Source organism: Serratia sp. HRI (genome assembly GCF_010119335.3).
Taxonomy (GTDB): domain Bacteria; phylum Pseudomonadota; class Gammaproteobacteria; order Enterobacterales; family Enterobacteriaceae; genus Serratia; species Serratia nevei.
Genome location: NZ_CP083690.1, coordinates 614,298 through 626,829, shown reverse-complemented (window position 1 = coordinate 626,829; position 12,532 = coordinate 614,298). Strand labels below are relative to the sequence as shown.

The 12,532-nt window shown below is 50.7% G+C and carries 10 protein-coding genes; 7 read left to right on the top strand and 3 right to left on the bottom strand.

The genetic code is table 11. The features are described 5' to 3' along the window. Nucleotides 1-1,068, top strand: coding sequence for a rhodanese-related sulfurtransferase (locus GF111_RS03115; RefSeq protein ID WP_033638032.1), 1,068 nt, complete (start codon nucleotides 1-3; stop codon nucleotides 1,066-1,068). A 43-nt stretch (nucleotides 1,069-1,111) separates the two neighbouring features. Here GF111_RS03115 and GF111_RS03110 read toward each other — a convergent pair whose 3' ends face one another. Beyond that, nucleotides 1,112-1,690, bottom strand: coding sequence for a YceI family protein (locus GF111_RS03110; protein WP_016928208.1), 579 nt, complete (start codon nucleotides 1,688-1,690; stop codon nucleotides 1,112-1,114). 23 nt (nucleotides 1,691-1,713) lie between these two features. Further along, nucleotides 1,714-2,268, bottom strand: coding sequence for a cytochrome b (locus GF111_RS03105; RefSeq protein WP_033646456.1), 555 nt, complete (start codon nucleotides 2,266-2,268; stop codon nucleotides 1,714-1,716). 441 nt (nucleotides 2,269-2,709) lie between these two features. Here GF111_RS03105 and GF111_RS03100 point away from each other — a divergent pair, with 441 nt between their 5' ends. Next, complete coding sequence (locus GF111_RS03100) at nucleotides 2,710-3,768, top strand: AI-2E family transporter (protein WP_038875466.1); 1,059 nt, start codon at nucleotides 2,710-2,712, stop codon at nucleotides 3,766-3,768. A 127-nt stretch (nucleotides 3,769-3,895) separates the two neighbouring features. Here GF111_RS03100 and GF111_RS03095 read toward each other — a convergent pair whose 3' ends face one another. Next, the gene (locus GF111_RS03095) at nucleotides 3,896-4,765 is read right to left on the bottom strand and encodes a CoA ester lyase (protein WP_223294880.1); all 870 of its coding nucleotides are present in this window, start codon (nucleotides 4,763-4,765) and stop codon (nucleotides 3,896-3,898) included. Between the two features lie 171 nt (nucleotides 4,766-4,936). Between GF111_RS03095 and GF111_RS03090 the strand changes: the two genes are divergently transcribed. Genes GF111_RS03090 through GF111_RS03070 form a run of 5 tightly spaced genes read left to right on the top strand, consistent with a single transcriptional unit; the run spans nucleotide 4,937 to nucleotide 12,530 of the window. Beyond that, entirely contained in the window at nucleotides 4,937-6,796 is a 1,860-nt protein-coding gene (locus GF111_RS03090; protein WP_147191289.1) for an IucA/IucC family siderophore biosynthesis protein, read from the top strand. A 34-nt stretch (nucleotides 6,797-6,830) separates the two neighbouring features. Continuing rightward, nucleotides 6,831-8,936, top strand: coding sequence for a TonB-dependent siderophore receptor (locus tag GF111_RS03085; RefSeq protein WP_147191290.1), 2,106 nt, complete (start codon nucleotides 6,831-6,833; stop codon nucleotides 8,934-8,936). Nucleotides 8,937-8,947: 11 nt separating this feature from the next. Then, entirely contained in the window at nucleotides 8,948-10,348 is a 1,401-nt protein-coding gene (locus GF111_RS03080) for a Y4yA family PLP-dependent enzyme (RefSeq protein ID WP_048233340.1), read from the top strand. Between the two features lie 11 nt (nucleotides 10,349-10,359). After that, nucleotides 10,360-11,373 (top strand): PLP-dependent cysteine synthase family protein, encoded by a 1,014-nt coding sequence (locus tag GF111_RS03075; protein WP_038875474.1) that lies wholly within the window; start codon nucleotides 10,360-10,362, stop codon nucleotides 11,371-11,373. Beyond that, the gene (locus GF111_RS03070) at nucleotides 11,373-12,530 is read left to right on the top strand and encodes an NAD/NADP-dependent octopine/nopaline dehydrogenase family protein (protein ID WP_038875476.1); all 1,158 of its coding nucleotides are present in this window, start codon (nucleotides 11,373-11,375) and stop codon (nucleotides 12,528-12,530) included. Before GF111_RS03075 ends, GF111_RS03070 begins: the two co-directional genes overlap by 1 nt. Nucleotides 12,531-12,532: the final 2 nt, after the last annotated feature.

The following is a 12,532-nucleotide window of genomic DNA, read 5'->3' as shown; positions in this document are numbered from 1 at the left end:
ATGCCAGTGTTACATAACCGAATTTCTAACGAGGAACTGAAGGCGCGCATGCTGGCGGAAACCGAGCCTCGCACCACAGTTTCTTTTTACAAATACTTCTCCATCGACGATCCCAAAGCGTTTCGCGACAGCCTCTACGTTCAGTTCGAAAAACTGAAGGTGTTCGGCCGCATCTACGTGGCGAAAGAGGGCATCAACGCGCAGATCAGCGTGCCGCAGCATAATTTCGACGCGTTCAAAGCCGCGCTGTTCGCCTCGCACCCGGCGCTGGATCAGGTGCGCCTGAACATCGCGCTGGAAGACGACGGCAAATCCTTTTGGGTGCTGCGCCTCAAGGTGCGCGAGCGCATCGTGGCCGACGGCATCGATGACGAGAGCTTTGACCCAAGCAACGTCGGCGAGTATCTGCAGGCCGATCGCGTCAATCAGATGATCGACGATCCGAATACGGTGTTCGTCGATATGCGCAACCACTATGAGTACGAAGTCGGTCACTTCGAAAACGCCATCGAGGTGCCGTCGGATACCTTCCGCGATCAGCTGCCGATGGCGGTGGAGATGCTGCAGGACAGCAAAGACAAAAACATCGTCATGTACTGCACCGGCGGCATTCGCTGTGAAAAAGCCAGCGCCTATATGCTGCACAACGGCTTTAAAAACATCTACCACGTGGAAGGCGGGATCATCGAGTACACCCGCAAAGCGAAAGAGCAGGGGTTGCCGCTGAAGTTTATCGGCAAAAACTTCGTGTTCGATGAGCGCATGGGCGAGCGCATCTCCGACGATGTGATCGCCAACTGCCATCAGTGCGGTGCGCCGTGCGACACCCACACCAACTGCAAGAACGACGGCTGCCATCTGCTGTTCATTCAGTGCCCGAGCTGCGCCGCCAAGTTTGAAGGGTGCTGCAGCGAGATTTGCCGCGAAGAGCTGAAGTTGCCGCGGGAAGAGCAGCGCGCGCGCCGTGCCGGCCGTGAAAACGGCGTCAAGATCTTCAATAAGTCGAAAGGCTTGTTGCAGACTACGATGCACATTCCGGCACCGGAAGAAGAAGGCCCAGCCCGCTGAGCCTGAGGAAATGAGAAGCCCGGCCGCCAAGCCGGGCTTTTTTTTATTTCTCGCGTACGCCTTCTACGGAGATGATCAGCTCAACGTCTTGCGACGCCGGGCCCAGATCGGTGGTGATGCCGAAGTCTTTCAGCTTGATCTTGCCGTTGGCTTCAAAGCCGGCGCGGTAGCCGCCCCACGGATCGTTGCCCTGGCCAATCAGTTTGGCGTCCAGCGTGACCGGCTTGGTCACGCCGTTCAACGTCAGGTTACCGACCACCGCATAACCGTCGCCGCTTTTCTTCACTTCGGTGGATTCAAACTTGGCCTGCTTGTTCTTCTCTACGTTGAGGAACTCGGCGCTGCGCAGGTGCTTGTCGCGTTCGGCGTGGTTGGTGTCGACGCTGGCGGTATTGATGGTCACGTTGACCTTGTCCTTGGACGGATCTTTTTCGTCGAAGGTGAAGCCGCCGTCGAAGTCTTTAAAGCTGCCGTACAGCCAGCTGTAGCCCAGGTGCTGGATGCGGAATTCGATAAAGGCGTGCTGGCCCTGTTTGTCGATCTTGTAGTCCGCCGCCAGTGCGGAACCGGCGCTAAGCAGCAGGGCGCCTGCGGTCAGGCCCAATACGGTCTTTTTCAACATAGCAATCTCCATAAATCCAAAGGTTAATCGGCGCTGCTACCCAGCATCCGTTTCAAAGTGACATCACGATCGATAAAGTGATGTTTAAGCGCGGCCAGCCCGTGCAGTACCGAGAGCACTACCACGGCCCAGGCCAGGTAAAGGTGAATGGCGCCGGCGGTATCGGCTTGCTCCGCCATGCCGGTCACGGTGGCGGGCACGTCGAACCAGCCGAATACGCTGATCGGTTGGCCGTCGGCGGTCGAGATCAGATAGCCGCTGATCAGAATGCCGAACAGAACGGCGTACAGCGCCAGATGCGCGAGAATGGCGCTGACGCGAGTGAGGCGACCATAGCTGGCCAGAGGCTTGGGCGGCGGCGAGACAAAGCGCCAGATCACGCGGATCACCATGACGATGAACAGCAGCGCGCCGATGCTTTTGTGGATCTCCGGCGCCTGGTGGTACCAGACGTCGTAATAGCCCAGCGTAACCATCCACAGGCCAAGTGCGAACATGCCGTACACCGTCAGCGCCACCAGCCAGTGGATTAACACTGACACATGACCGAAACGATCGGCGGTATTTTTCCAGAGCATCCTGTTTCCTTCGATTACCGATTGGCTGGCTGCAATAATTAAACTTTAGGAAACATAAAATCAATAATAAATTTAACTATGTTACTTCTTAGAAATATTAGTCAGTGAATTTGTTTGAGATGTTCGGAGTTCATCAGATAAATCGTTGAAGATGATATTATTTCTTTCACGTAACGATTATGCTAGTTGTTGAAAATTAGGCTTATTATCTATTAATGTCAGCTTTTGTCATTTTACGTAAACCGTCCATAAATTGCTCGGTGGGATTATTTGTTGGCAAAGGTTATGCCTATTTCTCGCGGCGAAGAGCAGATCGAAAGATTAATTTTTTCGAACGGTTACGCTAAATCCTCTGCGGCATAGCGGCGGACTTTGCTACCATTAGCGCCAAGCGTCGGCTCTTGATGGCCGGCTAACCCAATGAAATAACAAGGAAACATCATGGGCCGAACCCGTGTAACCGACAACAGCCTGCGTTTGGCCATCCTGCTGGCGATGTTGGTGATCATTCTGGCTGGGGTGAAAGCCGCCGCCGACATCGTGGTGCCGTTTCTACTGGCGGTGTTCCTCGCGATGGTACTGAATCCTCTAGTGGCTATGCTGGAACGCCGACGGGTGCCGCGCATCCTTGGGGTGACGCTGCTGGTAACGGCGGTGATTGTGGTCGTGATGCTGTTCATCGGCATGCTGGGCGCTTCGCTGAACGAGTTCGCCCGTTCGCTGCCGCAGTACCGCGGCATGATGATCGAGAAACTGCGCGAGCTGCAGTATTACGCCGATCGCTTCAATATCAGCCTCTCCAGCGAAGCGATGCTGCAATATGTCGATCCCAGCGCGGCGATGAATCTGGTTACCCGCATGCTGGGGCACCTGTCTGGCGCCATGACCAACGTCTTCCTGCTGCTGATGACCGTGGTGTTTATGCTGTTTGAAGTGCAGCTGCTGCCTTATAAGCTGCAGCAGGCGCTGGATAAGCCGAATGAAGGCCTCGCCGCGATGCGGCGGGCGCTGGACGGCGTGACGCGTTATCTGGTGATTAAAACCATCATCAGCCTGGCCACCGGGGTGATCGTCTGGATCTTCCTGGCGGCGGTCGGCGTACGCTTCGCCTTTATCTGGGGGCTGCTGGCGTTTCTGCTCAACTATATTCCCAATATCGGCTCGGTATTGGCCGCCATTCCGCCGCTGATTCAGGCGCTGCTGTTCAACGGATTGGGTGATGCGCTGGTGGTGGCGGGAGGTTTTATCGCAATCAACATGGTGATCGGCAATATCCTCGAACCGCGGGTGATGGGGCGCGGGCTGGGGTTGTCGACGCTGGTGGTGTTCCTGTCGCTGATTTTTTGGGGCTGGCTGCTCGGCCCGGTCGGCATGCTGCTGTCGGTGCCGCTGACAATTGTGGCGCGCATCGCGCTGGAGACCACCGAGGGCGGCTATCGGCTGGCGGTTATCCTGGGCGACGGCCGCCCTCCGCGCCAGCCTCCGGCAGAGCCGGAGTGAGGAGAATTCTTGTAGCCACGTTGTGCCCGGGGTTGTTAATGCGTTTGAATAACCCCCCCAACGGTGGCTTAACGCTTCTATCTGACTGTTTATAGTTTGCGTGGTTGACCAATACATTCACTCTGGTTTATTTACTGTTCATTAAACGGACTGCCTGTTTTATTAAGGGTAAATCAACCATCGAGCCACCAACCTGAAAAGCATAGTTATCTCTGGATTGTTTTAACACCTCTTCAGCCCATTTAATTTGTTCCTCCGTAGGGCTAAATGCCTTGGCAACCACATTGATTTGATCCGGATGAATACATAATTTAGCACCGAATCCAAGGGAACGAGCATGACAGCAATCCGTTAACAACGTTTCGGACGTACAAAATTCGGGGGTGACGCAATCAATAGGGGGCGATAGGTTGGCAAGCCGTGAAGCCACCACGATACGACTTCTCGCATAGAGAAGTGCCTCAGGTGTTTGCAGACAATTAATATCGTGTGAATAATCTAAAGAGCCGAACGCTAATCTGACCACACCGCTACAGGCTATACTCTCACAGTGATACAATCCTCGCGCCGTTTCTATGATGCCGATAAAGGGTAGCCTTGATATTCCGGAATTAAGCCTTGAATTTATATGGACTATCGTTTCACTGCATTCCAGTTTTGGCACCATCACACCCGTAATCAATGGCTTATTTAATGAATTGAGCAAGCTGATGTCGTCATCAAACTCCTTGTCGTTTGGATGATTTATCCGGATATATATTCCGGTTTTAATGCTGCTCTTATTAATTTTATGCAGCCAACTCAGAACGTTATCGCGACCAAGGGGCTTTTCGTTCGGATGAACGGCATCTTCAAGATCAATAATGATCGCATCGGTACCACTGGCCAACGCCTTTGAAAACATAACCTCTTTATTAGCAGGGACAAACAAATAGCTAATCTCTACACTCATACCTTTACCGCCTAAGTGATTGATATAAATTTGTAATCTCATCATTGATTACGGTTATGAGAATGATATTGATTATCATTTACATGAATTTATTTTGATGGTAGCGTAGTGACTGAAAGTTTTCAAGGAGCCTGAGAGAGCAATGAAATATCACGTTGACCTTAAGATGCTCAATTTACACCTAATCGTTTCAACCCTCTTACATTGGGAGAAAATATGATGGAGTTGGCAGAGGAGAATGGCTTTGCAGGACAAGCACTTTCAACACAACCTGATTTTTCGGCACGTAACGCACTCTCTCGCATAATTCGTTGTCTTTTTGCGGAAAAACTACTTGATGAAAAGAAACTTGAGGTTTTCGGTGAAGAAAGTAGGGTTAATTACCGCCTCTCTGATGGAGAACATATCCTTCAGCTAAATCTAACGGCGGTTTTTCCGGCGAATAGTGTTATTAATCGTGGTGATATTATCCTCGAGGCAGCCGACGGGAGCAAAACCCCGATTCAGTCACATGAACAACTGATCGACGTCCTGAAAAATGAATTTAGTTTCAGCCCATCGGCTGAGGGGATAGCTAAATTCAATAAAGATGTTGCTAACAGTATCCATAATGATCGGCTGGCCAGAGCACATCGGTCAAAATGGCGGAATAGCATTGCTAAAGATATGGAGAAAAAGGGGGAGTCTTATTTTGTTAAATGGGTAGGACGCCATCACAGTTTGAGAGAGGGGGCGACCCTCCTGGACCAGTGGGGATCTCTGGAAGGCCACCCTTATTATCCTACCTGGAAGTCCCGGCCTGGATTAAACGATGAAGACATCGAAGCCCTGTCCGCCGAATTTGGAGCCCGAGTCACTCTTCGCATGGGGGCCATACAGGACGACATGGTTTATTGCGAGAAGATGCCTCATGTTCAGGATATCCGTCAATGGCTGTCATCGGCCTTTCCTGGCGTCTGGAGTGAATGGTGCGACTGGCTCGAAAGTCAGCATCGCAACCCTCAAGAATGGCTGCCCATTCCCCTTCACCCCTGGCATCTTGAACATTGGATCTTGGGTCATTTCGCCAAAGAAATAGACGAAGGAATTCTTTTGCCATTTGGTCCCGAAATTGAAACCGCACCCTCAATGTCGTTCAGAACAATGCTTCCGACGGCCCCGGCATTGCCATTTATAAAATTGCCCGTTGCCATATGGATGACCAGTGAGATGCGCAGCCTCCAGGCTAAATCCATTCACATGGGGCCGCGTATTAGTACGATTATTGAGGATATCCTGGATGTGGAGCAAGGTTTTGACGGCAAGCTCGACTTTTTCCGGGAAGATGCCGCATGGCACTTTCGTCATAAAGATCGTATGGATGACGCTGAGGGTAAGTTTCTCTCCGTCGTGTTTCGTAGTACGGATGCGTGGACAAGAAACGATAATTCATTGGCTATCACGGTTGCATCGCTATTTACCGCGCTCCCGCATAAATCCGATCCCCTTATCAGTGAGCTGATTGCCTTGTCAGGAGACACGCCTGAGACATGGTTTCGTCATTATACCCGGATCATACTGAAGCCGGTCTTGGCTATGTATTTGATTTATGGCGTGGCGCTTGAAGCACACCAACAAAATACGCAGGTTTTATTTGATGATTCCGGCCGCGCTGTGGCCATGCTTATCCGTGACTTCGGTGATGGCCGCAGCTGGGCCCCGGCACTCCGTAAGCAAGGTTACGAACTCAAACCTTATATCTGGCCTGGCATTTTACCCACGGTGTTTGAAGATGATATTGAACCCGTCAGAACCTTCGTCGTGGATGCTTGCCTTGTCAGCCATTTACATGAAATCGCCCTTTGCCTGACTCACTTCTATTGCATCCCAGATAACCGTATGTGGAAAGTTATTGGCGAAGAACTTGACCGTGTATTTAAAGAACTTCACCCAAGGCTGGATGCCAGCTTCTGGCATCAGGAACGCGAGCATTTTATGAACCATCCCTGGTATACCCGCTCATTAATGAGCATGCATTTACAACAATATACTGATTATCGACTTCAGCACGGTCTTAATAATCCTTTAGCTGATTGATACGCCGGTAACTCTGGGACTAGAGATAATGGTTATGAATCGTAGAAAGAAGTTTCTGGTTTTGGCTGTTGTAGAAGTTTTAATTCCTTATATTGCGAACGCGGAAGATACCGTTGTCGTTAGCGCCGACAGTACTGTTACACAAACTGAAGATGCACTATCCAAACAAACCCATATTGGCTTATTAGGAAGTAAAGTCATTCATGATACGCCATTCAGTATCAAGGTATATAACTCGCGATACATTGAAAATAGGCAGGCTAAATCTCTCGGCGATGTTATAAAAAATGATTCATCCGTGCGGGTTACCTCTCCTTCAGGTGGGATCCTGGATTCTTTCATGATCCGTGGATTCCCTATTGGCGAAGGCAATACCGGTGAAGTGGCACTCAATGGTGTCTATGGTGTGGCACCAAATTATCAATTATTGCCGCAATATCTCGAACGAATAGAGTTACTGAAGGGGCCGGGCGCGGGACTCTATGGGATGTCCCCGAACGGAGGGGTTGGCGGTGTCATCAACGCAGTGACTAAAAGGGCTACAGCTCAGGATATTAAACGCCTCACCACCGCCTGGGAGTCCAACAACCAACTCGGTGCATATGTCGATGTCGGTAAATTGTGGGTTAACCCGGACGGGGAGATGTGGGGAATCCGTTTTAACGGTGGCGGTAGTAGTGGCGATTTGGCACTCGACAATGCCAATAAAAATACGGCATTAGGCGTGCTTGCTCTCGATTATGGGAACGGAGGGGTGAGGGCTTCCCTTGACCTGCTTGATCAATATCAGCGCGTCAAATCCCCAAATCGCCCCTTCACCGTCGCTGCAGGCATTGATGTTCCGGATGCTCCTGATGGCAAGACAAACATCGCACAAAAGGGGATGTGGTGGAAAATCCGGGATCAGGGGGCATTGCTACACACAGAATACGATATTAATGACAACGTGACCGTTTTTGCGAATGCAGGCGGTGGGCGCTCGATGGTTTCACGCATATCAGAGCAAACCCCTAATATTATTAACGACAAAGGGGATGTCGTCTCGACGATTACTAATTTCCGCTTTAAGGTGAATCGTTATATTTTAGAAACTGGCGCAAGAAGTTATTTTTCAACCGGTTCCATTGATCATCAGGCGACGCTGCAGGTCAGTTATTACCATGATCGCCTCGCTATCGCCAGCACCTGGGGACAAACGGTAGATTCCAATATTTATTCCCCGCCAGACGTTGATGTCACCCTGCCTTCTGCGCCAGCCAGAGTATCAAAAACCTCCTCCAGCCAGTTAAGTGGTCTCGCGCTTGCCGACACAATGACCGTACTGGATGGAAGTGTTGACATCACGCCAGGCGTGCGTGTCCAAAGGGTTCGTGCCGATAACTTCGCCGCTAATGGCGATCGTTCATCCTCCTATGATGAATATGCCGTCACTCCGATGCTTGGCCTGGTCTACCGTCCCTGGAAACCCGTTTCGCTGTATGCCAACTACATTGAGGGGCTCAGCAAAGGTGATGTTGCCCCTGGTACGGCACAAAACGCAGGTCAGGTGATGCGTCCATACCGATCGCGTCAATACGAAGTGGGCATTAAATACGATGAGGCGGGAATCCAAAGCAGTCTTGCTCTTTTCCAGATCACGAAGCCAAGCGGTGCAATCGACGGTAACAATACATTCAATTCCAACAGCGAACAACGGAACCGTGGAATTGAACTGAATATCTCCCATGAACCTCTGGATAATTTGCGAATGTCAGGAAGTCTTTCCCTGATTGATGCTGAGCTCACCAAATCTCCCACCACTGGCGTTCGTGGTAACAAACCCGTTGGTGTATCCCCGATACAAGCAAACACGAGTGTGGAATATGACCTCCCTGTCCTACGGGGATTGTCCCTGAACAGTCATGTCAATTACAGCGGGAAGCAGTACGTCAATCAGGCGAATACGCAGTCTATCCGTTCTTGGACCACGGTAGATATGGGGGCTGCCTATAAAACGCGTGTTTACGGTACACCGGCAACTTTCCGCTTTGATGTTCAAAACGTGTTAGATCGCCATTATTGGGCTGGCGTGGCGTCATACAGCACCATTGCGCAGGGAGCGCCACGCACCTTCCTTGCATCGGTAACCATTGATTTCTGAGAGGATTTAATATGGCTTCGCTGTTAAATACCTATTGCCGGGAAACAACTTCATGGCGGTTAAGCCCGGCCAGAGAATTACCCCCCTATGTGGATCCTGTTATTGCCCGATGGTTAGAGACGTCCCCTGATACTCTTGTTCGCTTATCAGAAATTTACGGTTCTCCGCTCAATATTGTTTGGCCGCATACCGTGGAGAATAATTTCAATGCGATGGCTGCTATTACGGCGGGATTTGGCATTGAAGCGAAATTTTATTATGGCGTTAAAGTCAATAAATCACAGTCGTTATTACAGGCGGCCGTCACTGCCGGAACAGGGGCTGATGTATCCAGCCTGCATGAACTCAACGATGCTATCCGCGCTGGATGCAGAGGCAACGATTTGTGTGCCACTGGGCCTGCAAAAACAATACGTTTTTTGCAGGAGTTAATTCTGCAGGGGGCGCGGATTGTTGTGGATTCAGTCGAGGAAATGGACGACCTCATGGAGGTAGCTAAACGCTGGAAAAGCCCGACAGGCCGGATCAGTATACTACTGCGCCTTCGCCCCGCGTTCAGCCATACCAGCCGTTTTGGTATGTCATCCCGTGAAGTGAGTGCTGTGCTTCAGAAACTCGAGACCTGTAATCCCTTAAAAATCGATGGCTTCCATTTCCATCTTAGTGGCTACTCGCCCGTATCCAGGGTTAACGCTTTTTTTGACACTTTACCGTTAATTGCCTGCGCCCGTAATCTTGGCCATTCCCCATGCATTATCGATATCGGGGGAGGATTGCCCGTTCAGTATGTAGAGGGGAATTGCTATAAGGCATGGCTATCCTCACAAACGCAGGAAAACTATCGTACTCGACGGGTCCCGGATGCTTTCTATCCCTATGGTGGCGATATAAACGCTGAGCACTGGCTCACTCAGTTTCTTGGCGGCGCGGACCCTGAGGGTAAAAGAGTCTGCGATGCATTAATCGATGAAGGATTAACGCTGTGTGTCGAGCCCGGAAGAAGTCTGGCCAACCAGAGCGCCATAAGTGTTTTTCGCGTATGTCGAGTCCGGCCTCACGGTGATTCCGGATACGTTATTTTTGTCGAGGGAAGTAGCTTCAGTGCATGCGAAACGTGGTTCAACTCTGAATTCCTGAGCGATCCGCTCCATATTCGTCAGAATTCTCATGAGCCACCTCCTGCTGCGAAAGCATGGATTGCGGGTCATAGTTGCCTTGACGAGGACGTTATAACTAACCGTCTGATTACATTCAAGCACCTGCCTGAACCGGGCGACTTGCTGATATTTGCCAATACTGCTGGTTACCAAATGGATTTACTGGAAAACCAGTTCCACCGGCACCCGCTCCCCACAAGACTGACCGCGGTCATGAGCTCGCGCCAAAATCTCATTTTTACCGTTGACAATTAAGGAGTTGTAAAATGATCTTCAGAAAAGTAACTGATTTGATTGGCAATACTCCCGTCATTCAATTACCGCTGGCGCAATCTGAATCTCGCCTTTATATCAAAGTGGAGAAAAACAATCCTGGCGGGAGCATGAAAGATCGCATGGCCAGAAATATGATTGTTGCGGCGCTGAAATCAGGGCGGATCCAACCAGGCGGGACAATTGTTGAATCATCGTCAGGAAATACGGGGATCGGCCTGGCCATTGCGGCTATCGAATTTGGGCTTAAATTTATTGCAGTGGTGGACCACCATGCCGCTCAGGATAAAATTACCATCATGCGAGCTCTGGGAGCAGATATTCGTTACGTTAAGGGTAATTACGGCGAAAATGAAGTCGCGGTTGTGGAACGACAGCGTATGGCGGCTGAAATTGCGAGTGAAATACCCGGCGCAGTGTTCATGAACCAATCAGATAATGCAGCCAATGCCGGTGGATATGCAGACCTGGTGCGTGAAATTATCTGCCAGATTGGCAAAGTCGACGCGTGGGTTGGATGTGTTGGTACTGGCGGTTCGATGACAGGGATAGCGCATGGCCTCAAGGTTCATAATCCGGATACAGTCACGATCGCCGTAGAGCCAGAAGGCTCTATCGTATTTGGAAAGCCGGGAAAGCCCTATTATCAATCAGGAACCGGCACACCGGAAGGAGACACCGTCGGATTAGTTCTGGATTACAGCTGCATTGATTATGGTGAACAGGTTTCCGACGTCTGCGCTTTTGAAACTGCACGCTATCTTGCGCGCCGTTTCGGGCTGCTTGTTGGCGGTTCTACCGGTGGCGCAATATATAAAGCGTTGGAATTTATCAATAATGGAACGATTCGGGGGAATGTGGCTCTCGTTATTGCAGATGGCGGTGAAAAATATCTAAATACGATCTTCAATGAGGAGTGGCTCAAAGAACGGGATCTTCTCTCCGAGCAAGTTTGGGGGCAACTTGATAGCTGGTTTGCACTCTCTTCTGTTGAGGAGGGAGAATAATGTTCTCAGGCGAGAAGTTAAGGGTAACAATATGTGGGGCCGGCCGTACGGGCCATCTTGCTGCCATTTTATTCAGTCAAAATCCCGCAGTTGCAGTCACTCTCTACACTAGCCGGCCAGAAACTGTCACCGCATATCAAGGCAGTGGCGCTCAGTTGCATGCGATCATGCCTGACGGAAATGTTATAAAAGCCCCTGCCGTCAGGATGACGGCGTCAGCCGATGAAGCCTGTAGCGCTGCAGATCTCATTATCATTACTGCCCCAAGCCATGTGCGCGAAAGCGTGCTTCACAGCATCGCGCCAGCGCTGCCCCGGCATAAGCAGGTCTTCGTCGGAGCCATTCCCGGTTTTGGCGGATTTGACTGGATGGCAGAAAAAGCATTTGGAGGCTTATCGAATATTGTTATATGGGGCATGAAAGATGTCCCCCATATTGCGTTTGATCTTGTACCTGGAAAAAGTGTCAGGATGGGGGGGGCGAAATCACAGTTGTACGTGGCTGTTCATTGCCGGGAAACACCTGAGAATACCGATATTCTGCTTGATTACCTGAAGCAGCTTTATGAAGCTCCCGTCACTCTGCTTTCTAATTACCTGGAGATTACCCTTACACCAGGAAATCCAATCATGCACAGCTCCGTCATTTATGGTCTCATCGGTCCATGGGGGCAGTGGCACGGGCATGCTTTCAATCATATTCCGTGTTGGTGGAGTGACTGCCCGGAACTCGGTGCTTATTTCCTCGCTCGCTGTGATGAGGAAAATCAGGCCTTATGTAAAGCTGCCGAACTTTCACTGGGTATCGATCTCAGCTCTGTGCAGTCATTGCAGCAGGAAATAGTCGAGGCATACGGTGACTCAATTTCTGACCCCAGAACACTCCTCAGCGTTTTACGAACGAATAAGGCCTATGAGGGTATCCCGCTGCCTCTGATCCGCGAAGGGCGATCCGACACTTTTATTTTTGATAAAAACCATCGGGTTTTTCGGGAAGATATTGGCTGTGGTTTAAGCCTGCTGGTTTCGATCGGCCAGAGGCTCAGGGTGCCAACACCATATATAGAAGAAATCTATTACTGGTGTTGCGAGTATATGGGAGGGAAGATTGCCCCCTCCCCGATCCCCGCCGATTGGCCAACGATAAGGGGGGAGTGAGG